This is a genomic window from Enterovirga rhinocerotis (genome assembly GCF_004363955.1).
Classification (GTDB): domain Bacteria; phylum Pseudomonadota; class Alphaproteobacteria; order Rhizobiales; family Beijerinckiaceae; genus Enterovirga; species Enterovirga rhinocerotis.
The window spans coordinates 465,046-487,788 of the sequence record NZ_SNZR01000011.1 but is presented as its reverse complement, the minus strand read 5'-3'; the positions used below and the strand labels follow the sequence as shown (position 1 = coordinate 487,788).

General features: G+C 69.5%; 17 protein-coding genes. 11 read left to right on the top strand and 6 right to left on the bottom strand.

Annotated features, from left to right (window positions below):
• The first annotated feature begins 33 nt into the window (after positions 1 to 33).
• Entirely contained in the window at positions 34 to 1,332 is a 1,299-nt protein-coding gene (locus EV668_RS02870; RefSeq protein ID WP_166652317.1) for a DUF1963 domain-containing protein, read from the top strand.
• Positions 1,333 to 1,360: 28 nt separating this feature from the next.
• Here the strand turns inward: EV668_RS02870 and EV668_RS02865 are convergent, their stop codons facing one another.
• The 3 genes from EV668_RS02865 to EV668_RS02855 all read right to left on the bottom strand — a co-directional run bounded on the left by EV668_RS02865 (position 1,361) and on the right by EV668_RS02855 (position 8,308).
• On the bottom strand, positions 1,361 to 3,190 hold the full coding sequence (locus EV668_RS02865) for a reverse transcriptase family protein (protein ID WP_133768333.1): 1,830 nt from the start codon (positions 3,188 to 3,190) through the stop codon (positions 1,361 to 1,363).
• A 319-nt stretch (positions 3,191 to 3,509) separates the two neighbouring features.
• Positions 3,510 to 5,162, bottom strand: a complete 1,653-nt coding sequence (locus EV668_RS02860) for an SWIM zinc finger family protein (RefSeq protein WP_133768332.1) — start codon at positions 5,160 to 5,162, stop codon at positions 3,510 to 3,512.
• The gene (locus tag EV668_RS02855) at positions 5,162 to 8,308 is read right to left on the bottom strand and encodes a hypothetical protein (protein WP_133768331.1); all 3,147 of its coding nucleotides are present in this window, start codon (positions 8,306 to 8,308) and stop codon (positions 5,162 to 5,164) included. The genes EV668_RS02860 and EV668_RS02855 overlap by 1 nt, the downstream gene beginning before the upstream one ends.
• 392 nt (positions 8,309 to 8,700) lie before the next feature.
• On the opposite strand from EV668_RS02855, the gene EV668_RS02850 reads away from it, so the two are divergent.
• Positions 8,701 to 9,867 (top strand): acyl-CoA dehydrogenase family protein, encoded by a 1,167-nt coding sequence (locus EV668_RS02850; RefSeq protein WP_133768330.1) that lies wholly within the window; start codon positions 8,701 to 8,703, stop codon positions 9,865 to 9,867.
• Positions 9,868 to 9,878: 11 nt separating this feature from the next.
• Complete coding sequence (locus tag EV668_RS02845) at positions 9,879 to 11,135, top strand: acetyl-CoA hydrolase/transferase family protein (protein ID WP_245512795.1); 1,257 nt, start codon at positions 9,879 to 9,881, stop codon at positions 11,133 to 11,135.
• Positions 11,136 to 11,197: 62 nt separating this feature from the next.
• On the opposite strand, the gene EV668_RS02840 is transcribed toward EV668_RS02845, so the two are convergent.
• On the bottom strand, positions 11,198 to 11,830 hold the full coding sequence (locus EV668_RS02840) for a TetR/AcrR family transcriptional regulator (RefSeq protein WP_133768329.1): 633 nt from the start codon (positions 11,828 to 11,830) through the stop codon (positions 11,198 to 11,200).
• A gap of 110 nt (positions 11,831 to 11,940) precedes the next feature.
• Here EV668_RS02840 and EV668_RS02835 point away from each other — a divergent pair, with 110 nt between their 5' ends.
• From EV668_RS02835 to EV668_RS02800, 8 genes are read left to right on the top strand one after another with little or no spacing between them, the layout of a single operon-like run.
• Positions 11,941 to 13,458, top strand: a complete 1,518-nt coding sequence (locus EV668_RS02835) for an acyl-CoA synthetase (RefSeq protein ID WP_133768328.1) — start codon at positions 11,941 to 11,943, stop codon at positions 13,456 to 13,458.
• Positions 13,458 to 14,621 carry a thiolase domain-containing protein gene (locus EV668_RS02830; RefSeq protein WP_133768327.1) on the top strand — a complete coding sequence of 388 codons (1,164 nt, stop codon included), beginning with the start codon at positions 13,458 to 13,460 and terminating at the stop codon, positions 14,619 to 14,621. The genes EV668_RS02835 and EV668_RS02830 overlap by 1 nt, the downstream gene beginning before the upstream one ends.
• Entirely contained in the window at positions 14,614 to 14,949 is a 336-nt protein-coding gene (locus EV668_RS02825) for a Zn-ribbon domain-containing OB-fold protein (RefSeq protein WP_133768326.1), read from the top strand. The genes EV668_RS02830 and EV668_RS02825 overlap by 8 nt, the downstream gene beginning before the upstream one ends.
• Complete coding sequence (locus EV668_RS02820) at positions 14,946 to 15,740, top strand: enoyl-CoA hydratase/isomerase family protein (protein WP_133768325.1); 795 nt, start codon at positions 14,946 to 14,948, stop codon at positions 15,738 to 15,740. Before EV668_RS02825 ends, EV668_RS02820 begins: the two co-directional genes overlap by 4 nt.
• A 31-nt stretch (positions 15,741 to 15,771) precedes the next feature.
• A complete protein-coding gene (locus EV668_RS02815) occupies positions 15,772 to 16,905 on the top strand; it encodes an ABC transporter substrate-binding protein (protein WP_133768324.1) in 1,134 nt (377 codons plus the stop codon).
• Between the two features lie 30 nt (positions 16,906 to 16,935).
• Entirely contained in the window at positions 16,936 to 17,832 is an 897-nt protein-coding gene (locus EV668_RS02810; RefSeq protein ID WP_133768323.1) for a branched-chain amino acid ABC transporter permease, read from the top strand.
• Complete coding sequence (locus tag EV668_RS02805) at positions 17,822 to 19,585, top strand: branched-chain amino acid ABC transporter ATP-binding protein/permease (RefSeq protein ID WP_133768322.1); 1,764 nt, start codon at positions 17,822 to 17,824, stop codon at positions 19,583 to 19,585. The genes EV668_RS02810 and EV668_RS02805 overlap by 11 nt, the downstream gene beginning before the upstream one ends.
• A 41-nt stretch (positions 19,586 to 19,626) precedes the next feature.
• Complete coding sequence (locus EV668_RS02800) at positions 19,627 to 20,289, top strand: ABC transporter ATP-binding protein (RefSeq protein WP_245512793.1); 663 nt, start codon at positions 19,627 to 19,629, stop codon at positions 20,287 to 20,289.
• 166 nt (positions 20,290 to 20,455) lie between these two features.
• On the opposite strand, the gene EV668_RS02795 is transcribed toward EV668_RS02800, so the two are convergent.
• On the bottom strand, positions 20,456 to 21,631 hold the full coding sequence (locus EV668_RS02795; protein ID WP_342636816.1) for an NADH:flavin oxidoreductase/NADH oxidase: 1,176 nt from the start codon (positions 21,629 to 21,631) through the stop codon (positions 20,456 to 20,458).
• On the bottom strand, positions 21,628 to 22,716 hold the full coding sequence (locus EV668_RS02790; protein ID WP_133768320.1) for an NADH:flavin oxidoreductase/NADH oxidase: 1,089 nt from the start codon (positions 22,714 to 22,716) through the stop codon (positions 21,628 to 21,630). Before EV668_RS02790 ends, EV668_RS02795 begins: the two co-directional genes overlap by 4 nt.
• Between the last annotated feature and the right edge of the window lie 27 nt (positions 22,717 to 22,743).

The following is a 22,743-nucleotide window of genomic DNA, read 5'->3' as shown; positions in this document are numbered from 1 at the left end:
CGTCATGCCGAAGCGGCCTCCCCGGTGAATCCTTTGGTCGATCGTCGGTCGCTTCTCGCATGGCTCAAAGCGCTTCTGCCGGCAGGCCTCCTCGGAGCCTCCTCCGCGGGGGGCGGCGTCCTCGCCCGCGATGCGTCCCGCCCGCCCGAGGACAAGGGGAAGCGGCGCGAGCCCCTGTTCCTGTCCGACGACGATGCCCGGCGGATCATCCGCGATTATTCCGTCGTCGATGGGAAGCCGCTCCTGGACGACGATCAGATCGCTGTCCTGGTCTCCCGACTGAGCGAGCAGATCTGGCTCGACGCCTCGAGCGGCGACGCGCCGCCGGGCGCCTCCCGGCTGGGCGGAGCGCCGGACCTGCCGAAGGGGGAGGCCTGGCCCGTGCGGCCCGCCCTGCCGGACCTCGCACGCGAGGCAGCCGCGACGCATGGCGAGAGCAACTGGATCGCACGGCAACTGGCCGAGGCCGTGCCTTACGAATTCGTCGGGCAGGTCGACCTCGCCGAGGCCGCGCGGATCGGCAGTGCGGCGGCGGGGCTGCCCTCGGCCGGCCGGCTGTCGTTCTTCGTCGATACCGCCGTCCTGATGAGCGATCCCGAAGGCGGTGGCCCGGCCTGCCGGGTCCGCCACGACGCGACCCCGCCGGCCGGGCTCGAGCGTCTCTCGATCCCCGACGCCTTCGATCGGATGGAAGCCTGGTGGAGGGCGCCGGACCCGGTTCAGATCGCGCGCATGGAGGAGATGGCGAAATCCCTCGAGGCGAGCGGTCAGAAAGAGGCCGCGGCCGCGATACGGGAGGTTGCCCGGTCTTCCTCCGATCCCGATGACACGCAGAAGAAGCCCTTCGTCCATCCCGCCCGGCCGGTCCGGTTGACGGCGCTCAAGGTGCTGCCGTCGCGCGGCACGCTCGAACTCGAGCGGGACAAGATGCTGGGCCGGATCGCGGACGGCGAGACGACGAGGGAGGTCTACAGTCTCCTGACGAGCAACGACGCCGGCCCGTTCAGCGCCGATGCCGCCGACATGCGCGTCACCCAGCCCTGGTTGATGCGCGAGGCGCGGCGCAACCGGCTCATGGGGCCGGCCGACCCGGAACAGGACGATCCGCGCTATTCGGCCATTCCGGCGACGGAGCGAGCGGCCTATCCCTGGGACGCCGAGGCGACAGCGGCCATGAGCGAGAAGGCCGACCGGTGGCGACTGCTCCTGCAGATCTCGATCGCGGACCTGTCGCAGATGGAGACCGAGGGAACCCTGTACTTCGTGATCGCGCGGGACGATCTCGACCGGCGGGATTTCTCGCGCGTCCGCGTCGTCTACCAGCAGACCTGAGCCGTCCGGGACCGAGTCCCGAGGCGGCTCAGCCCCTCCGGATGAAGCGATAGGCCAGGACGCCGATCAGGGCGAAGACGCCGAGGATCGCGAGACGCGGGGCGAAGACCATCCCGGCCGAGAACAGCATCAGCAGCGCGGCGAGCTTGAGCAGGCCGATCGAGAGGCGCCACAGGGACCCCGTGACGCTCGGCGAGCCGGATTCCGGCGCCGATCGCGCGGGGCCAGGTCCCCAGACGGATGTCGCCTCCGGGCTCGGCCGGCCGGTACCGGCCGCCGCGCCGGGCGCGCTTCGGATGCCGTTCGGCGCCGGGGCGGGCGCGGCCCCGGCCAGGACTGGCTCCGGCTTGGGCGCGGGCCTCTCGGCCGGCTGCCACCAACGATCGAGCGGCGCCTCGCCGCGCGCGGCCTTCGCCCGGAAGGCGGAGATGGCGGGCGCGGCGACGTCCCGTCCGCCATGCCGCGCCGCGAGCGCCCGCACCTGGGCGACCAGCGGCTCGCCGATCTCCGGCGTGACCATGCGGACGAAGAAGGCGAAGCCGAGGGCCCCGTCGAAGACGTCGCGGGCGACACCCCAGCTCTTGCCCTCCGGCCCCTGCTTGTCGATCCCGTGCAGGAGCGCCCGGAAGCGGCGCAGCGTATCGCGCGGCACGGCCACGCGCTCGTTGACCGTGAGGCCCGTCACCTCCTGGCGCCGGCCCCGCCGCATCACGCGCGTCTTGTCGGGATGGACCGTGAAGCCTTCGTCCGCGACGATCTCGCCGACCATCTTCAGCAGCACGGCGACCTTGGCGGCCCCCTCGCCCGAGGCCGAGAAGGTCATGTCGTCGGCATAGCGGGTATAGGCGAAGCCGAGGGAGCCGGCGAGCGCGGTGAGGCGCTTGTCCAGCCGGATGCAGACGAGGTTCGTCAGGGCGGGGCTCGTCGGGGCGCCCTGCGGCAGGCGTCGCGGACCGCGGGCCGCGAAGAGGCGCTCGCCATCGAGGTCGAGCTCGTCGACATCCGGCTCGGTGCAGAGGAGGGCCAGCACCGTCGCGACGGCTTCCGGATAGCCGAGCCCCCGGAACTTGCCCTTGACGCGCCGGAAGGTGAGCGAGGGGAAGAAGTCCTTGAGGTCGAGATTGACCACGACCTCGCGGCCGACATGGACACCCGCATTGGTCAGGATCGAGCGGCCCGGCACGAAGCCATGCGCCGCCTCGTGGAGCGGCGCCTTGGCGAGGAGGTTGTCGAGCACCCAATATTGCGCGCGCTTGAGGCGCGGCATGGGCGCCGAGATCAGCCGCTCGCCGCCCGTCTTCTTCGGGATCGTGAAACGCTGGTAGTGGCTGACCCGCGACAGCGCCCGGTCATAGGCGAGGAAGCGCAACTCGCCGAGCGGGATGCCCATGGCGTCGGCGAGCGCCTTCGGGGTCGCGACCTCGGGCAGGCCGTCTCTCGGCGAGCGGCCGAGTTCCGGTTCGTTCGCCCCCAGGCCGCCCGACACTCCGGCGCCTAGATAGAGGATTTCCGTCTTCCGCCGCTCGTGCCAGGCCAGCGCCCGCTCGTGGCGCGCGGCGGCGTTCCGGCGCCGGGTCTCCTTGCGCCGCAGCAAGGCCTCCTTCTTGCGGCGCTTGTGCATCTCCTTGAGCGCGCTCTCCGGATCGCGCCACAGCCGCTGCTGCCTGTAGAGCTCGCCGATCTCGCGCTGGATCTCGCCGCGACGCTTGATCAGGTCGGCCGGCAGGTTCGGCTGCTTCTCGTTCCCCGGCCAGAAGCCGAGCCGGATCATCTCCTCGAGGACGACCTCGTCCTTCGAGCTCTCGCGGATGCGGTCGTAGAGCTGCTGGCGCGTCAGGCTGCCGGGCTGCACGGTCATGGCCGCGCTCCCGATCCGGACACAGACGCGTGGGGGGAGAATACGAGGGGCGCCGGCCGGGATGCCTTCGTCTCATCTCGGGACTGGCTCGGTCCACTCGAAGGGACCCCGCCCACCCGTGCGGATTTGGGTTCAAGGAACCCAAACTGGAAATCCGCACGGGTGGGCTGGGGTCCCCCAGTGAAGAGCGGGCCAGTGACGCTTTGCCGGGCAGGGTGCAGGGACGGCGAAACGCCGCCCAGGTTGCAAGGTCCTGTCCGACCGGCGCCCCTCGTTGGGAAATGGTTACGGGCCGGCGGTGCCGAAGGCAAGCTGTCCATCACGCCGCCTTCCCCTCCACCTGGGCGTGGAACAGGCGGCGAAGCGCCAGCATGTGCTCGCAGGGGCCGCGCATCAGCTTGTTGTGTCCGTAGAACCAGCATTCGCAGCGCCCCTCGACCAGGCGGTCATCCGCATCGAGGGCGATCATCGGCCGCACCGTCTTGCCGTCGTCCATCACCTCGCCGTTGACGATCCGGCGGCCGTCGCGCCGATCGGTCGAGGCGATGGTGACAAGGCGCGCCTCGACGAAACGGTCGGCCTTCTCCTCCTGCTCCGACGCGAAGCGAAGCGCGCCGGCATGCAGCGGCTCGCGCGTCAGTTCGCGCAGGCGGAAGACGCGCTTGTCGAGGTCGTACATGGCGCGGCCGTTCTGCACGTAGAGGCCGAGGGCCCCTGCGACGAGCGTGCGGTCGAGACCCGTATCGGCGGCGATCTCGTCGACGGTCGCGGAATAGCGCGCCCCCAGGGCCGCGAAGACGCGTTCGGCACTCGCCTGATCGACTCGGGCGCGGGGCGCGAGGAGGTCGAACTGGCCGGCGCGCGACCAATCGTTCGCCGTCCAGCCGGACAGCCCCAGCGTGAAGCGCAGGCCGCCGAAATCCACCACCGCGAAGGAGGGCAGGCCCGTCCCGAGGAGATGCAGCCGCACCGATTTCGCGAGCGGCAGAGCGCGAGCGAGGATGGCGAGGCGGCGACGACCCCAGATCCGGATCTCCGCGCCCTCCCGGCCCTTGTAGATCGAGCGCCGGAAGGTGAGCCTCTCGTTCCAGGGCTCGATCAGGACCGAGACCGGCTTGTCCGGCTCCAGCAGGAAGCGGAGCGAGCGCGGGCCGTGGCGCTCCTTCTTCGCGGCGAGCCGCGTCAGGATGGCGTGCATGTCGACCGGATGCAGGTCGACGACATGCGCCGGCTGCGCCATCGCGCTCGAGACCTGCAGGAAGCCGCGCATCCACGAATCCGGAAGCTCGATCTTGTCCTCGCGATAGGCTGCCTCGCCGCTCGTCTGCACCTCGAAGCCGGTGGGGTCTATCGACAGGGTCGTGTCGCGGTAGCTCCTGATCTTCTGGAACTCGTCGTAGAGGGCGTGGCTGTAATCGATATTGGTCGTGCCGCAGGCCATGTCCTCGATCCGCTCGAAGACGTCGTGGTCGCAGGACAGCCGGCCATAGGTGGATTCGTCGAGGCTGAAGCACTCGAAGAAGACCTCGTCCGGATGCACCGTGATCACGGGGTCGAGGACGATCCAGGCATCCCGATCGGCCGTGTACAGCCAGTTGAAGTATTTTTGCTGCGCCTTGTAGAACGGCGCCATGATCGCGCTCGACTTCTTGTAGATGCCATCGAGTTCGCGGCGAAGGCTCTCGATCTTCGCCTGCGCATCCTCGCCGCTGGCGAGGGCCTCGGCGAGGAGCTGCTCCTCGTGCGCCTTCAGCCAGGCGAGATACTCCGTGCGGTCCTTCGGCTTGAAGCGAAGGTCCGAGACGACGACGTGGTGGAGAGCCGAGATCGCCTCGCGGAACGGGAGATGGCGCGCCACCCGGCCGACGAAATAGGTCGGCTCGCGCAAGGTGTCGGGCGCGAAGCCGAGAAGGGTCGAGACGGCGTCGGACGAGGCGCGGGTCTCGCCGAAATAGCGATGGACGAAGTTCATCAGGCGGCTCGGCCGGTCGGTCGGAGGGGCGCGGGTCGGGACGCGATCGGGAGGGCGATGCCCGGATGGGCACGGGCGATGTCGCGAAGCGCGAGCACCGCATGGGCCCGGTCGCGCTCCGTGCCGCTGAGCGTCAGATCGGCGAAGAGCGGCGCCACGCGCTCCGCCCGACCGCGATCGCGCAGCGCCTCCGCCGTCAGGAAGGCGGCCATGCGGTCCTTCGCGACCCGGCCCTTCAGGACCTGAAGCATGACGATGCGGGCGAGCGGCAGGAGCTTCGCGAAGGCCGCGTCGGACCCGGCGGCCTCCTGCGTCAGCATCTCGGTGACGAGGAGATGCATCGCCTGCGCGGGATGTTCGAGGAGCCGCGTCAGCTGCGCCTCGGCATCGGCCGGGGCGAGGCGGCTGCGCAGGAGGTGGCGCGCGAAGTCGAGGACCGGCGGCTTCACGCTGTCGGTGACGACCGCGAGCGTCTCGGGCGTCCAGGCCTCCGGCGGCCAGGTCTCGAATTGCTGCCGGGCGAAGTCGTAGACCTCGGGCCATTCGCTCTCGACGAGCAGGACGGCGTCGGCCGCCTCGGCGCGGAAGCGCTCGGGCGCCGCGGCATAGGCGGCCATCGCCCATTGCCGGACGGCGAGATGCGCGTGATTGCCGAGCCGGGCGATCTGCCTGACCGAGAACGCAGCCGGCTCGCGGCCGAGAAGGAGATCCGCGCCGAGCAATTGCGCGCCCTTGGCCCGCGCCTGCAGCATCCGCCAGACCGTCGCCTCGTCCAGGGCGGCGAGTTGCCGGGGCATCGCCTCGCGCAGGAGCGCGATGATGTCGGCCGGATAATCCTCGTCCGGAGCGGAGAGGAACAGCGTTCCGATCAGGTCGTGGGCGAGCCGGTCGGCGAGAGCCGGGTCGCGCTCGGCGATCCGTGCGACGAGAGGCCGGGCGGCCTGCCGGAGGCGGCTCGACGAGGAGGTCGCGAAGGCGACGACGAGCGGCGCGTGGGTCGAGAGGTCCTCGTCGCCGAGGCCTCCGAAGAGCGTCAGCGCCGCCTCCTGGACATCCTCCGACGACGAACCGAGTAGGGCGCGCCAGGTCTCGTCGGCGATCGTCGACGGATCGGTTCCGCTGAGGCCCAGGATGTCGATGCCGGCCGCCATGATCGCGGGGGCCGGATGCGCCATCAGCTGTCGCACGTCTTCCGGACGGGCCGGCATGGTCCGGTCCGGCCAGAGAAGCCGCAGGCGCGACCGGGCGGCCCGGATGACGGCTTCGGCCGGGGCGTCGGGATGGGCCGGTACCGCGAGGAGCCAGGCGACGACGGCGCGGGCGAGCGGTTCGGCGAGGCCCGGCGCGAGCCGCCGCTCCCGCGACCAGCGGGCGACGGGCTCGGCGAGATCGGAATGGGAGGCGGTGATCGCCGCGAGGGCGAGGCGTTCCCCCGACCAGGGCAACCTCGCATCGTGCTCGATCCTCTCGGTCGCGAGCCGGCGCGCCTCGACGAGATCGGCCCCGAGCAGGGCCGCGAGGAGGTCGTCGTCCGCGGTGCCCGTCGCGAGCCGGTCGCGCGCCTCGGAGAAGGCGAGAGCCGCGACCTCGGCATGAGGCGAGGCCAGCAGACGCCCGATCTCCGCAGAGGCGAGCGCGGATACGAAAGCCGGCTGGGCCTTCAGCACCCGAAGGCCGAGCATGGCCGCCGGCCAGACCGGGCTCTCGGCCGCGAGGCGGAGCCCGAGGTCGGGGCGGGCATTCCACAGGTCGGGGAAGGCTTCCGGACGCCCCTCCCCGGGCGGAGCCGAGGGCCGCTCCTGGAAGGTCAGGCTGCCGTAGCGGGCGACGGACCGCCGGTCGTTGCGCTGGAGGAGCTGGCTCGCCGTCCAGTTCTTGGACAGGGGGCCGGAGGACCGCGCCTCGCGGTTCCACTGGCCGTTCGCCCCGTAGACGAAATGCGTCCAGGTTGCGGGCGCGCTGAGATCGGCCGGCTGCAGGGCCAGCAGATAGGACGTGGCCAGTTCGGCGAAGGTCGGATCGCCGAGCTCGCCGCGCTTGCGCAAGGTGCGCCAGATCCGGCGCTTGAAATAGCGCAGCGTCGCATCGGCGAGCCCGATCTGCGTGTCGGGCCTGTCGCGCACCTCGTCGAGCTGAAGGCGCGTCCCGAGTTCGGGCACGTGGACGCGGCCGCGATAGACGCGCGAGGTCTTGTACATCGGCGTCGCGGTCTCGAAGCGGTGCGCGCTCGCTCCGAACAGGGCCGCGTCGTCGGCCATCTCGGCATATTTGTAGAGCTTGCGCAGGCCGAACAGGTAGGGCGGCCGGGCCGGAAGGCGCGCGACGGCTGCGGCGAGCGCGGCGTTCAGCGCCGCATCGCCCTGCGCGGCACGCGCCAGGGCGACGAGCGAACGTCCCACGTCCAGCGAGCGCCCCTTCGCACTCGCCGCGAGATCCGCGAGGGCACCGACGATCCGATCGGCATCGCGCGCCTCCCCCGCCTCGATCACCGATCGCGGCAGGGACGAATCGAGCGCGCCGGTCTCGCGTGCGTCACCCATCAGGGGCGAGACGAGGGCGAAGGCGGCGAGGTCCCGCACCAGCGCGCTGTCGGCCGAGCGCGCGATCGTCTTCAGCCTGTCGGCAGCGGCGGCGCCGGCCGCGCGGGCGAGGGCGAAGACAAGCGAATAGCTGGCCTCCGGGCCCGATTTCTCGGCGAGGGTGAGGAGCGTCGGCGTCGCCGCGCGAAGGCGGACCTCGCCGATGCGCCAGAGCAGCCGGTCGCGATCCGGGCCGGGCCAGGGGCTGCGCAGATGCGCTTCGAGCCGCCCGAGCAGTTTCAGCCCACGCCCCTCGACCGCTTCGGGAGCCGGGGCTTCCGGAGACGTCGCGATAGAGGGGGCGGCCGCCCCCTGGTCGGTCCTGCGATAGCCTTCGTTGACCTTGGCGACGACGACGCTGTCGAAGACCTTCTCGGCCGCCTCGCGCGTCACCGGGACCGTGGTCTTCGTTCCCTCGCGCAGGCTCGAGCCGCGGCGCCCATAGCGGAAATTGACCAGGAATCGGGCGTCGCCGAACAGGCCGTCGTTCTCGACGAGGTCGACCTCGTACAGCTTGTCGGACGAGCCGCCTTTGAACCACAGCCGCGCCGCTCGGACGATCCTCATCAAAACCCGTTCGTTGCCAAGCCGGCCGGACGTATAGCAAGCGCGCCGGGGCACACCAAGCCGCCGGCCCGAGCCCATCCCGGATCGTCCCGCAAACCCTCGCAGCGCTGGACAATCCGTCCACGAAGCTGGATCGATAGCGGCATGGGAGCGCTCGGCGGCTATTGCAGTCTCGACAGGACGACGGCCTGGGCGGTCGCCGTCGCGGCGGCTGGTTCGCCGATGACGGCGCCGACGTCATGACGAGCCCGATGGCGAGATCGCCCCGTGGGTTGGCCCCGACACCAGGGCAGCGCACGATCCTGCGCGGGACCGGCCTGCCCGAAGACGGGGCCGAAGAACGGGTCCCCTCCGCCGCCCCGGCCGCCACCGGCATTTGAACGAGGACCGAGATGGATTTCGCGTTGTCCCCCGATCAGGAGGCCATTCAGGAGGCCGTCGGCGCCATCTGCGCCCGCTTCGGCGACGATTACTGGCATCGCCGCGACACCGAGGGCGGTTTCCCGACCGAGTTCTTCAAGGCCATGGCCGAGGGCGGCTTCCTCGGCATCTGCATCCCGGAGGAATATGGCGGCTCGGGCCTCGGCGTGACGGAGGCCGCGCTGATGATGCGCATGATCGCGCGCTCGGGCGCGGGCATGACGGGCGCCTCGGCCGTCCACATCAACGTGTTCGGATTGAACCCCGTCGTCGTCTTCGGCACGGACGAGCAGAAGCGGCGCATGCTGCCCGGCATGGTCGAGGGCCGCGAGCAGGCCTGTTTCGCGGTCACGGAGCCCAATACGGGCCTCAACACGACGCAGCTCAGGACGCGCGCCGTCGCCAAGAACGACCGCTACGTCGTCAACGGCCAAAAGGTCTGGATCTCGACCGCCCAGGTCGCCAAGAAGATCCTGCTGCTCGCCCGCACGACGCCGTTGGAAGACGTGACGAAGCCGACCCACGGCCTCACGCTCTTCTATACCGATTTCGACCGCGACCGGATCAAGGTCCACGAGATCGAGAAGATGGGCCGCAAGGCCGTCGATTCGAACGAACTCTTCTTCGAGGATTTTGAGATCCCGATGGAGGACCGGATCGGCGAGGAGGGCCGGGGGTTCGAATACATCCTGCACGGCATGAACCCGGAGCGGATCCTCATCGCGGCCGAGGCCGTCGGTCTCGGCCAGCTCGCGCTCTCGCGCGCCACCGCCTATGCGAAGGAGCGGCAGGTCTTCAACCGGCCGATCGGCCAGAACCAGGCCATCCAGCACCCGCTGGCCGCGAATTGGATGGAGCTCGAGGCCGCCTGGCTCATGGTGATGTCGGCCGCCTGGCAATACGACAACGGCCTGCCCTGCGGGCCGGCCGCCAACGCGGCCAAGTATCTCGCCGGCGAGGCCGGCTTCAACGCCTGCCAGCAGGCCGTCATGACCCATGGCGGCTTCGGCTATGCCAAGGAATACCATGTCGAGCGCTACCTGCGCGAGGTCATGATCCCGCGCATCGCGCCCGTCAGCCCGCAGCTCGTTCTCTGCTTCATCGCCGAGAAGGTGCTCGGGCTGCCGAAATCCTATTGAGGGGCCGCCCGGTGATCCGACCCGCGGACAGCGTGGACTTCGCCGGCCTGATCAGGCCGGGCGACCTCGTCCTGTGCGGCCAGGGCACGGCGGAGCCGCTGACCCTGACGCGGCGCCTCGTCGCGCAGAAGGATGCGATCGGCCCCTTCACCTGCTTCCTCGGCGCGACGTTCTCGGACACCTTCGCGCCCGAGCGGAGCGCCGGCATCGCGTTCCGCAGCTACGGGGCGATCGGGACGAGTGCTGCCCTGGCGCGGGCGGGCGTTCTGGACGTCCTGTCCTGCCATTACAGCGCCCTCGAACGGGCCTTCCGGACGGGTGCGATGCGCGCCGACGTCGTCCTCCTCCAGGTCGCCCCGCCGCCGCCCGGGCGCTCCGGCTACAGCCTCTCGCTCACCCACGACTACGTGGCCCTCGCCGCTCGTCACGCGCGCCTCGTGATCGCCGAGGTGAACCCGCAGGCGCCCTGGACCCATGGCGCGGCCCTCCCGGAGGAGCGGGCGCCGGACCTCTATGTCGCGGCCGATGCCCCGCCGCAGGAACTCGGAGCGGCCCGCTTCGGGGACACGGAAGCCGCGATCGCGCGCCATGTCGCGTCCCTCGTTCCGGACGGCGCCTGCCTGCAATTCGGCGTCGGGGCGACCCCGGTCGCGGCGCTGTCCGGGCTCGGGGGGCATCGCGATCTCGGCATCCATTCCGGCGTCATCGGCGACGTCTGCGTCGACCTGATCGAACGGGGCGCCGTCACCAATGCCCGCAAGCCCTTCGACCGGGGCGTCACCATCGCCAACACCGTGCTCGGCACGCGCCGCCTGTTCGACCACGTCCACGACAACCCGGCGGTCGCGGTGCATCCGGCCTCGCGCACCCACGATCATGCGACGATCGCCGCGATCCCGAACGTCCGCGCCATCAATTCGGCGATCGAGGTCGATCTCACCGGGCAGGTGAATTCCGAGATCGCCGGCAAGAACTACGTCGGGGCCGTCGGCGGCCTCGTCGATTTCGTCCGAGGGGCGCTCGCGAGCGAGGGCGGGCGTTCGATCATCGCCCTCCCCTCGACGACGAAGGACGGCAGGACGAGCCGCATCTCCGTCGGCATCGGCACCGTGACCGTGGCGAGGAGCGACGCCGACCTCGTCGTCACCGAGCACGGCGTCGCCGACCTCCGCGGGATCGGCCTCGCCGAGCGCGCCCGCCGCATGATCGCGATCGCGGCGCCCGAGCATCGCGAGGCGCTGGAACGCGCCTCGCGCGAGAGGGCCTGACGGGGAACGCCGGAGCGCGGCGAGCGTCCGCTACGGATCGTGCTCCGCACGGCCCCCGGCCGTCACTGTGGCTCCGGCGGCGATTGCAGACCGAAGCGGAAGAGTTTCAGGAATTCGGAAGCGATCTCGTCCGGGGCTTTCGGCCCGCCCGAACGATACCAGACCGACATCCAGTTCACGACGCCGAAGATGAACAGCGCGGCGAGCTTCGGATCGCACGATGCGATGCTGCCATCGCGAATGCCGGCCGCGATCAGGGATGCGACCCCCTCGCTGACGGCGTCGCGACGCCGAGCGATCTCGTCGCGATTGGCCTCCGTCAGGGAGTTGATGTCGAGGAGCACCGCGCAGGATCCCAGATCGTCGAAGAAGCCCATCATGAAGCGCCGGACGTAGACGAGCAGCTTGTCGAGGGCGGGGCCGTCGTGAGCCCGCGCATCCGCGAGCCCCTGCTCGCCGTGGAAGGCCGCGAGCCGATGGCATTCGTAGAGGATCTCCTGCTTGCTGCTGAAGTACTGGTAGAGCGTCGGTTTCGAGACGCCGAGGGCGGCCGCGACATCATCCATCGACGTGTTCGAAAAGCCGCGCTCGTTGAAGGCCACGGCGGCGGCGCGGACGACGGCGTCCCGCTTGCGGCTGCGCTGATCCTCGCGATCGAAAGCTGCCCCGAAGGCCCCGAGACCCTGCCGCGTCATCCGCGTCCCATTCTCAATATCTCCTCGCAGACCCCGTTGCGGAGCAGGATAGCGTGCGCTAGCTTAACGGCAAGGACATAAAACTTTACTGGCGCGTAAAGGGAGGGCGTATGAGCCTCGCGCATTTGGTGATCGACGTCGCGCGCCGGCAACCGGCCGCTCCTGCCGTCAGCTCCGAGACGGCCGACTTGACCTATGGCCAGTTCGCGGATCGCCTGCGGAGCCTCGCAGGGGCATTCCGCGCCGGCGGCTGCCGGCCCGGTGATCGCATCGTCCTCTGGATGGAGAATTGCGGCGAATTCTTCGAGTGCCTGTTCGGCTGCTGGGCGGCCGGCCTCTGCGCCGTGCCGTGCAACGCCAAGCTTCATGCCCGCGAGGTCGCGCATGTGATCGGCGATTGCGGCGCGACCCTGATGATCACCACCCCGGGCCTCGCCGCTCAGGCGGCCGAGGCCGCTCGGGAGAGCGCGTGCCGGGTCGTCTCGACCGGCACTGCCGATTACGAGGCCCTGCTCGCGGAACATCCCGCGGACCTTCATCCGTCGGAGCCCGACGATCTCGCCTGGCTCTTCTATACCAGCGGCACGACGGGCCGGCCGAAGGGCGCGATGCTGAGCCATCGCGTGCTGCTCTTCGCCTGCCAATGCTATTTCGCCGATATCGACGCGCTGACGCCGGACGACGTCAAGCTTCACACAGCGCCCCTGTCCCATGCCTCGGGCCTCTACGGCCTGCCGTTCTTCCTGAAAGGCGCGCGGCACATCGTGCTGCCGGGCTTCGATCTCGACGTCATCGCCGAGACCATCGGCCGGCATCGGAACGTCACCATGTTCGCCGCGCCGACCATGCTGACGCGGCTCGTCAATTCGCCCGTCGCCCGTGCAATCGATCCGGCTCGGATCAAGACGATCTATTACGGCGGCGGCCCGATGTACGTCGCCGACCTGAAGCGTGCGATCGAGATCTTCGGCCCGCGCCTCTATCAGCTCTTCGGCCAGGGCGAATCGCCGATGACGATCACCGGGCTCGACAAGGCCGGCCACGTCTCGCCGGACGGGCCGCCGATCGAGGACCGGCTCGCATCCTGCGGCGTGCCCCGCACGGGCGTTCTCGTCCGGGTCGTCGACGAGGAGGATCGGGATGTGCCGCCGGGCGAGGTTGGCGAGGTCATCTCGAAAAGCGATTGCACGATGCTGGGCTACTGGAACAATCCGGATGCCACCGAGAAGGCCCTGCGCGGCGGCTGGCTGCATACGGGCGATCTCGGCAGCCTCGACGAGCACGGCTACCTGACCCTTCGGGACCGCTCGAAGGACATGATCATCTCGGGCGGCTCGAACATCTATCCGCGCGAGATCGAGGAGGTGCTGCTGCGCCATCCGGCGCTGCTCGAGGTCTCGGTGGTCGGCAATCCGCATCCCGATTGGGGCGAGGAGGTGATCGCCTTCGTGGTCGCGAAGCCCAACGAGACCGTGACCGAGCAGGAACTCGACCGGCTCTGCCTCGACAACATCGCGCGCTTCAAGCGCCCGAAGGGCTATCGCTTCGTCGGGCCGCTGCCGAAGAACAATTACGGCAAGGTGCTGAAGACCGAACTGCGCCGCGTCCTCGCGGAGGAGACGCCCTGATGCGCAAGGTCCTGGTCGCCGGCATCGGCTCCACCCCCTTCGGTCGCCACGGCGACATCGCTATCCAGTCCCTCGCCATCCGGGCCGCCGATGCGGCGATCCGCGAAGCGGGGATCGACCGGCGCGAGATCGGCGCGCTCTATCTCGGCAATTTCGTATCCGGGCCGCTGACCGGCCAGGAGGTGCTGGCGGGTCTCGTGGCGGACGGGCTCGGCCTGGCGCAGATCCCCTGCACGAAGGTCGAGGGCGCCTGCGCCTCCGGCGGCATCGCCTTTCGCCACGCCTATCTCGCCATCGCCAGCGGGCTCTGCGACGTCGCGCTTGCGGTCGGCGTCGAAAAGATGACGCATGCCGATACGGCCACCACCACGGCGGCGCTCAACTGCGCCATGGACAACCGCAGCGACGGGGTCAGCGGGCTCACGTTCCCGGGGCTCTTCGGGCTCGCCTGGCAGGTCCATGCCGAGCGCTACGGCACCCGCCGCGAGCAGGTCTCGGCCGTCGTCACGAAGAACAAGGCGAACGGCCTGCTCAACCCCCTCGCCCAGATGGGCGCGACCCTCGACAACGACCAGATCGTGCAATCGGCGCTGATCTGCGATCCGCTCCGCCTCTACGATTGCTGCCCGACCAGCGACGGCGCATCGGCGCTGCTTCTGGTCGCGGCCGATCGCCGGCCCGACCTCGCGGCGATGCCCGTCGAGGTTCTGGCCGCCGCCCAGACGCGCGGCTCCGCCCGGATCGCCGGCCATCCCGATCTCTGCACCTTCGAGGCGACCGTCGCCGCCGCGCAGGCCGCCTACGCCCAGGCCGGGATCACGGCGCAGGACGTCGATGTCGTCGAACTGCACGATTGCTTCTCGATCGCCGAGATCATCGATGGCGAGGATCTCGGTCTCATGCCCCGCGGCCACGGAGCGGCCTATGCCGCCGAAGGCCGGACGCGGGTCGGCGGCGACGTCCCGATCAACCCCTCCGGGGGCCTTCTGTCCAAGGGCCATCCGGTCGGCGCGACGGGCATCAGCCAGATCTACGAGACCGTCCTCCAGCTCCGGGGCCAGCATCCGAACCAGGTGAGGGATGCCGCGATCGGCCTGACCCACAACCTCGGCGGCACCGGCGTCGCCTGTTCCGTCAACATCCTGAAGCGCCTCGATGCCTGATCCCGTCCTGATCAAAGCCCTGCGCTGCGCCGCCTGCGGCAGGCTCGATCCCGGCCCCCGCGATCTCTGCGAGGCATGCCACAGCCCGGATCTCGAACCGACCGAGCTGCCCGGCGACGGCGCGCTGGTCTCCTGGACCACGATCCGCCGTGCGCCGACGCGCTTCAAGGGCCAGGCCCCCTACGTGATCGCTGTCGTCGATCTCGAATCCGGCCTGCGTCTCACCGGCCGCATCGCGGGCGATCCGGACCGCCTCAGGCTCGCATTGCCGCTGCGGGCGACCGGCGAACACGACGGAGCCTACCTGTTCACGGAGCGCACGACGTGACCGACATCCTCACCGAAACCCGCGGGCCGGTCACGCTGATCACGATCGACCGCGCCGACACGATGAACTCGCTCGATTTCGCGGCGAACGACGCGCTGGTCGAGGCTTGGCGCCGTTTCGATGCCGATCCGGAGGCTCGCGTCGCCGTCATCACCGGTGCGGGCGACAAGGCGTTCTGCGCGGGCGCCGACCTGAAGACCTACACGATCGATTTCGCCAACCGCCCTGCCCCGGAATTCCGCCAGCGCTACACCGACGGTCCCGGCTTCGGCGGCATCACGCGGAATATGGAGATCGGCAAGCCGATCGTCGCGGCGATCAACGGCTTCGCGATTTCCGGCGGGTTCGAGCTCGCCCTCGCCTGCGACATCCGGTTCTGCTCGCCGAATGCCGAGTTCGCGCTGCAGGACGTGAAATGGGGCTTCCATGCCTGCGACGGCGGGTTGATCCGACTGCCGCAGATCGTCGGGCTCGGCCATGCGATGGAGATCGTGCTCTCCGGCGAGAGGATCGACGCCGAGCACGCCTTCCGGATCGGCCTCGTCAACCGCATCCACCCGGCGGATCAGCTCCTCGGCAAGGCGATGGATTACGCCGCCATGCTCGCGAGCCGCGCCCCGCTCCCGCAGCGCTTCGCCAAGGACGTCATGCGACGCTCCGTCGGGATGACGCTCGAGGAGGCTTTGCGGCTGGAATCGCGCTCCTTCTACGACCTCGGCGGGACGCAGGACATTCGCGAAGGCACGACGGCCTTCCGGGAAAAACGAGCCGCCCGGTTCCGCGGCGACTGAGCAACGATAAAGACGACGGGAGGATAATAAGATGAAGCGAGCACGAAGCCTGGCCCTCGCGGCCGCCATCGCCGCGTTCTGCACGAGCGCGCTTGCGCAGGAGACGGTGAAGGTCGGCGTCGTCCAAGGACTGAGCGGTCCGCCGGCGATCACGGATTTCGGCGAATCCTATCTCCAGGGCCTCAAGCTCGCGCTCAAGGACCATCTGGCGAAGAGCCCGAAGACCAAGATCGAACTCGTCGTCTATGACGACGAAGCCAATCCGCAGCGCGCCGTGTCCGTCGTGCAGCGCCTCGTCCAGAACGATCGCGTGCCGGTCGTCGTCGGCACCGTCAGCAGCGGCAACGTCCTGGCTTTCGCGCCGATCCTGCAGCGCGCCGGAATCCCGCTCGTCGCGGGTCCGTCGATCGCGACGCCGATCACGACCCAGTTCATCGACCAGAAGCCGAGCTACATCTTCCGCTGCTCGATGGTCGAGAAGTTCCAGATCGAGGCGATCCTCGACTGGGGCGTGAAGACCTTCAAGAAGATCGGGCTCGTCCATTCGACGACCGGCTACGGCAGCGTCACCGCGAAGGAGGTCGAGGCCGGCCTGAAGGCGCGCGGCCGCGAACTCGTGGCGACGGAGGCTGCCGCGCCCGGCGTCAACGACCTCACGCCGCAGATGATCAAGATGCGCGATGCGGGCGCCGAGCTCGTGCTCAACTTCCACGAATCCTTCGAGCTGGTCTATCGGCCGATGGCCCGTCTCGACTACCGCCCCGTCATCGCCGGCAACTGGGGCCTGTCCTCGCTCAAGGTCGAGCAGATCGTCGGGCGGGAGGCGATCGAGGGAACCGTGATGGGTCAGGCGCTCGATCTCGCCGATCCGAAGGCCAAGGCGTTCGACGACCGGATGCGCAAGGAATACGGCAGCGATTATCGCTGGCCCGTTCTGGCTGCGCTCGGCTACGACACCGGCCAGGTCGTCTTCGCCGCCGTGGAGAAGGTCGGCAAGAGCGACCCCAAGGCGATCCGCGACGCGCTCGAGGCGATCGACGGCATCGCCGCCATCTCGGCGACGCCGGCCAAGCCGTTTTCGCCCACCGATCACGAATGCCTCGACAAGGAGCATGTCTTCCTCGGCGTCTGGAAGGGCGGCCAAGTCGTCAGGCTGAAATACTGATCGGCGGAGCGGGCGGACAGGGCGACGCGAATGTCTTTCACGAATGCGCTTCAGCTTCTGATCAGCGGCATCGCGGTCGGCGCCATCTATACGCTGACCGCGAAGGGGCTCTTCATCGCGCATCTGGCGACGCACCGGCTGAATTTCGGCCAGGGCGACTTCCTGATGGTCGGAGCCTACCTGTCGCTCGGTCTGCTGCTCGCGGGCGTCCCGGCGCCCCTCGTGCTCCTGGCCGTGCTCGCCGCGATGGCGATCCTCGGCTGGGGGCTGGAGCGCGTCGCGATCCGCCCCCTCGACCGAGCCGGGGACCAGACGGGCGGCTACGCCTGGGTGCTGACCACGGCCGGCTGCGCCCTGATCCTGCAGAACGTGGTCGAACTCGTCTGGGGGAAGTCCGCCCAATACGCGCCGCCGATCTTCTCGGCGACGCGCAACAACGTCGTGCGGATCGGCGAGGTCGGCATCTTCGTCGAGGAGCTGGCCATCATCCTCGTCGCCTTCCTCGCCGTGACGGCCTTCTACGTGTTCCTGTTCCGGACGCGATGGGGGAAGGCGATCTATGCGGTCGCCTTCAATCCCGAGGCCGCCGCCCTCCTCGGGGTGAACGTCAAGGGCACGGTCATCCTCGTCTTCGTGCTGGCCTCGATGCTCGCGGGCATCTCGGGCTTCCTCGTCGGGCCGCTCGTTTCGGTGCAGCCGCATATGGGTCTCGTCTTCACCATCAAGGCCTTCGCGGTCGCCTCCATCGGCGGTTTCAGCAATCCGCTCGGCCTGCTCGCGGGCGGGCTCCTCTTCGGCATCGCCGAGGCCTATTCGAACTATTTCGACAGCGCCTTCGGCGATCTCTATCCGCTGATCGCCGTGCTGATCCTCCTCGCGTTCCGGCCGACCGGCCTCTTCGGCACGAGAGCCGCCGATGTCCGCTGACACCCGCCTGCGCCTCGTCGGCTACGCGGCCGCAGCCCTCCTGATCGTGCTGCTGCCGTCGCTCGCGCCGAACCCCTTCTACGTCCATCTCGGCCAGATCTACGCCTATACGGCGATCGCCGTGATCGGCCTCAACATCCTGCTCGGCCTGTCCGGCCAGATGTCTCTCGGCCATGGCGGCTTCTACGCGATCGGCTGCTATGCGACGGCGATCCTCGCGACGACGCTCGGCTGGCCGATCGGCCTGACGGCGCTCGCCGGATTGCTGCTGACGCTCCTCGCGGGCCTCGCGGTCGGCATGGTCGCGCTCCGGACCCGCGGGCTCTATCTCGCGATGGCGACGCTCGCCTTCGGCTTCATCGTCGAGATCCTGGCGCAACGGTGGGTCGGCCTCACCGGCGGCACGATGGGGCTCATGGCCATCCCCCAGATCGATTTCGGCAACTTCGCCATGGGGCCGACCTACTTCTTCTGGGTGGCCGCCGGCCTCCTGCTCCTCTGCCAGATCGGCAGCGACTATCTGTTCGGGTCCGCCACCGGCCGGCGTCTGCGGGCCATCAAGGAGAGCGAGGCCTTCGCTCAGACGGTGGGGCTCAACGTCCCGGCGTGGCGCATCGGCATCTTTGCGGCGAGCGCGGTCTTCGCGGGCCTCGCGGGCATCCTGTTCGCGCACCAGAGCGGCTTCGTCTCGAGCGACGCCTTCAACATCCGCCTGACCATCGGCCTGCTGATCGCGGCCGTCATCGGCGGGCTCGGCAATAGCTGGGGGCCGCTGCTCGGGACCGCCGTTCTGCTCGGACTGACCGAGACCATCGCGAGCCTGCATCAATACGGCCCGATGATCTACGGCTCGATCCTGCTCGCCGTGCTGCTGCTCGTGCCGGAGGGCCTGGTCGGTCTCTTCCGCCGTCTCGCCGGCAAGCGGCGGCAGGACGCGGCGGTCGAGACGGCCCCGGCGCGGCCGGCCTACGAGATCGAGAGCGCCCAGCCGCGAGACCTCGTCGTGGAGGGGCTGTCCAAGAACTATGCGGGCGTCTCGGCCCTGACGACCGTGTCGCTGTCGATCGCGCCCGGCCAGGTCCATGCCCTGATCGGCCCCAACGGAGCCGGCAAATCCACTTTCATCAACGTCGTGGCGGGCCTGTACCGGCCGAGCGCAGGGCGGATCCTGCTCGGAGGCGAGGATGTGACGGCGCTCGCGGCCCATCAGCGGGCGCGGCTCGGCCTCGTCAGGACCTTCCAGAACCTCCAGTTGATCGGCGGGGTCGACGTTCTTGCGAACGTCATGCTCGGCATGCGCGCCCGCGACGGCATCGTCACCGACGTCGCCCGCTGGTTCACGGGGCGGGGCCACGAGGCGGGCGAACGCGAAGAGGCGCTCGCGATCCTCGAACTCGTGGGGCTCGGGCCCTACGCCCATCACCTGCCCAAGGACCTCGCCTACGGTCATCGGAAGCTGGTCGAGCTCGCCCGCGCCATCGCGCAGCGCCCCTCCGTGCTCCTTCTCGACGAGCCCGTGGCCGGCCTGAACCCGCTGGAGGCCCAGGCGATCGCCGGGATCGTGCGCCGGCTCAAGGAGGCCGGGATCACCGTGCTCGTCGTCGAGCACAACATGGATTTCGTGATGGGCATCGCCGACACGATCACGGTCCTGGATTTCGGCCATGCGATCGCCGCCGGCCTGCCGGCCGCCATCCAGGCCGATCCGGCGGTCCTGCGCGCCTATCTCGGACAGGAGACACAAGCGGCGTGATCACGTTGGAGAACGTTTCCGCGGGCTTCGGCGTCGTGCAGGTGCTGCACGACGTCTCGCTCGCCGTTCCGGCCGGGCGTCTCGTCTCGGTGATCGGGGCCAACGGCGCCGGCAAGACCACCTTGCTACGGACGATTTCCAACGTCGTCCGGCCCAGTGCCGGGCGCATCGTGTTCGACGGCACTCCGACCATGGCGTCCGAGCCGCATCGGCTGGCCCGCGCGGGGCTCGTCCATGTGCCGCAAGGCCGGCAGATCGTCCCTACGCTGAGCGTGCGGGACAACCTGCTGATCGGCGCCCAGCGCGTCGCGGGGCTGGGCGCAGCCGAGATCGAGACCGGGCTGGCCCGCGAGTTCGCGCGCTTTCCGGTGCTGGACAAGAGGCAGGACATTCTCGGAGGCAACCTGTCCGGCGGCGAGCAGCAGATGCTCGCGGTCAGCCGCGCCCTCATGATGCGACCGAAGCTCCTGATGCTGGACGAGCCGTCTCTCGGCCTGGCTCCGCAGGTCGTGCGCACCATTCTCGACGCATTGAGGAGCCTGGCCGATGGCGGCCTCGCCATCCTCCTGGTCGAGCAACTGGCTCACCTCGCGCTCGAGATCGCCGACGAGGGGCATGTGATGCAGCGCGGTCGCGTCGTCATCTCCGGGCCGGCCGAAGACCTCAGGAAAAGCCGATCGCTGATCGACAGCTATCTGGGATAGCCGGGCCAAAGGTCGACCCAGCCCGCCGCGGAGCGGACCGGGCTCGGAGGCGCCGAAGGCTCCGCGCCGGCCTCCTCCGGCTACGCGATGGGGTCGATCACCGCATGGTCGCGACGGAGCGGCGCGGTTCGCGCCGGGCCACCCGTCGCCCATCATCGCCGAGGGTTCACTCGGGCGTCTGCGGCGTGGTCATCACCGACCGCGCCCATTTCTCCAGCCACCAGCCATAGGGCTTCGGCCAGCGGACGAAGTCGTCGTCCAGCCCCATCTCGTGCACCGCGTGAAGCGCCCAGAACGGGTCGAAGAGCATCCGGCGGCCGATCGCGATCAGATCGGCCTTGCCCTCCTGGAGGATCTGCTCGGCCTGGGCCCCGGAATGGATCATGCCGACAGCCATCGTCGGCACGCCGACCTCGTTGCGGATCCGGTCCGCGAACGGAACCTGATAGCCCGGCCCGCGCGCGAGGCTCGCATTCGTCGCGCCCCGCAGCAGATTGCCCCCCGAGGAGCAATCGATCAGATCGATCCCGCGGCTTTTGAGTTCTGCGGCGAGGACGACGCTGTCGTCGAGCGTCCAGCCGCCCTCGACCCAGTCCGTGGCCGAGATGCGCGCGATGATCGGCACGCTCTCCGGCAGGGCCGACCGGAGGTCCTCGGCGATCTCCAGCGGCAGGCGCATCCGCTTCTCCAGCGAGCCGCCGTAGATGTCCTCGCGCTTGTTCGCGAGCGGCGTGAGGAAGCTCTGCAGAAGATAGCCGTGCGCGAGATGGATCTCGATGACGTCGAAGCCGGCCTGCAGCGCACGCTGCGCGGTCGCCACGAAATCCGCCCGCAGGCGCGCGATGTCGTCGAGCGACATCGCGTCCGGTATCGGCCAGCCTTCCGCGAAGGCGATCGCCGAGGGCCCCTCGGGGACCCACAGCTCCTCGCCGCGCGCGATGTCGTCCGCCGTCAGGGCGCCGTTGCCCTGCCAGGCGCGCTGGGCGCTGCCCTTGCGGCCTCCGTGGTTGATCTGGATCGCGGCCTTGGCGCCGAAGCTGTGGATTCCGGCGACCAGCCGGCGCATCCCCTCGATCTGCCCGTCGTGCCACAGCCCGAGGCAGCCATTGGTGATGCGCCCGCGCCGGGAGACGGCCGTCTGCTCCACGACCACCATCCCCACTCCGCCCATGGCGACCTTGTGGTAGTGCGTCAGATGGAACTGGTTCACCTCCCCTTCGTCGGCGGCGTACATCGCCATCGGCGACATGACGATCCGGTTGGGGAGTTCGACGCCTCGCAGCGTGAACGGCTCCAGCAGCTTGATGGAGGCGGGCGCCGGCTCGGATTGCGCAAGCATCATCGGGGCAGGTTTCTCATCGAAGGATGGCAGCGGAGGTAGGGCGGCGGCACGCGCATGGTGCCCTGCAGCTCGGCGGCCGCGTGCCAGGCCCAGCGCGGATTGAACAGCATGCCGCGCCCGATCGCGATGAGATCGGCCTGGCCCGCTTCGAGGACGTCGTTGGCGAGTTGCGGATCCGACAGCATGCCGACGGCCACGGTCGGGATGCCGCTGCGCCGGCGGACCTCTTCCGAGAAGGGCACCTGATAGCCGGGGCCGACGGCGATCTTCTGATCCGGCGAGGTGCCGCCGCTCGACAGCGCGACGTAATCGCAGCCGAGATCCTTCAGCCGCTGCGAGAACACGACCGAATCCTCGAGGTCCCAGCCGTTCTCGACCCACTCGGTCGCGGAGATGCGCACGCCCATCGGCTTACCGGCCGGCCAGGCCGCCCGAAGCCGCCGGAAGATCTCGAGGGGGTAGCGCATCCGCCCCTCGCGATCGCCGCCCCATTCGTCCTGCCGCGTGTTGCTGAGCGGCGAGAGGAAGTTGTTCAGGAAATAGCCGTGAGCGCAGTGCAGCTCGATGAGGTCGAAGCCCGCCTGGTCGGCACGTCCCACGGCCGCCACATAGGCGTCGGCGATCCGCTCGAGATCCGCCGGCGACGGCGCGATCGGCGCCTCGCGGCCCGGATAGGGGCAGTCGCTGGCGCCCCAGATCGCCCAGCCGCCGTCCTTGCTCGTCAGCGCGTCGACGCCCGTCCAGGGCGGCGCCACGGACGCCTTCCTGCCCGCATGGGCCAACTGGATGCCGACCATCCCGCCGGCGGGACGCCGGAAGAAATCGACGACGCGCTTCAGGCCCGCGATATGGGCATCGTCCCACACGCCGAGGCAGTTCGGGGACACGCGCCCTTCCGGCAGGACGGCCGTGGCTTCGAGGACGGTGAGCCCCGCTCCGGACGCGGCGAACGTGCCGTAATGCATCAGGTGCCAATCGGTGACGTGGCCGTCATTGCCGGCCGAGTATTGCGCCATCGGCGAGACCACGATGCGGTTCGGCAGCGTCAGATCGCGAAGCGTGAAGGGTTGAAAGAGCAGGTCCATGCGTTTTGCCATCCTCGAGAATGAACG

Bases quoted from the DNA above. Each gene is read 5' to 3' on its own strand.
- EV668_RS02850 (WP_133768330.1), top strand. From the start codon at position 8,701: ATGGATTTCGCGTTGTCCCCCGATCAGGAGGCCATTCAGGAGGCCGTC.
- EV668_RS02825 (WP_133768326.1), top strand. From the start codon at position 14,614: ATGCCTGATCCCGTCCTGATCAAAGCCCTGCGCTGCGCCGCCTGCGGC.
- EV668_RS02810 (WP_133768323.1), top strand. From the start codon at position 16,936: ATGTCTTTCACGAATGCGCTTCAGCTTCTGATCAGCGGCATCGCGGTC.
- EV668_RS02865 (WP_133768333.1), bottom strand. From the start codon at position 3,190: ATGACCGTGCAGCCCGGCAGCCTGACGCGCCAGCAGCTCTACGACCGC.
- EV668_RS02790 (WP_133768320.1), bottom strand. From the start codon at position 22,716: ATGGACCTGCTCTTTCAACCCTTCACGCTTCGCGATCTGACGCTGCCG.
- EV668_RS02805 (WP_133768322.1), top strand. From the start codon at position 17,822: ATGTCCGCTGACACCCGCCTGCGCCTCGTCGGCTACGCGGCCGCAGCC.
- EV668_RS02815 (WP_133768324.1), top strand. From the start codon at position 15,772: ATGAAGCGAGCACGAAGCCTGGCCCTCGCGGCCGCCATCGCCGCGTTC.
- EV668_RS02840 (WP_133768329.1), bottom strand. From the start codon at position 11,830: ATGACGCGGCAGGGTCTCGGGGCCTTCGGGGCAGCTTTCGATCGCGAG.
- EV668_RS02860 (WP_133768332.1), bottom strand. From the start codon at position 5,162: ATGAACTTCGTCCATCGCTATTTCGGCGAGACCCGCGCCTCGTCCGAC.
- EV668_RS02835 (WP_133768328.1), top strand. From the start codon at position 11,941: ATGAGCCTCGCGCATTTGGTGATCGACGTCGCGCGCCGGCAACCGGCC.
- EV668_RS02830 (WP_133768327.1), top strand. From the start codon at position 13,458: ATGCGCAAGGTCCTGGTCGCCGGCATCGGCTCCACCCCCTTCGGTCGC.
- EV668_RS02795 (WP_342636816.1), bottom strand. From the start codon at position 21,631: ATGATGCTTGCGCAATCCGAGCCGGCGCCCGCCTCCATCAAGCTGCTG.
- EV668_RS02855 (WP_133768331.1), bottom strand. From the start codon at position 8,308: ATGAGGATCGTCCGAGCGGCGCGGCTGTGGTTCAAAGGCGGCTCGTCC.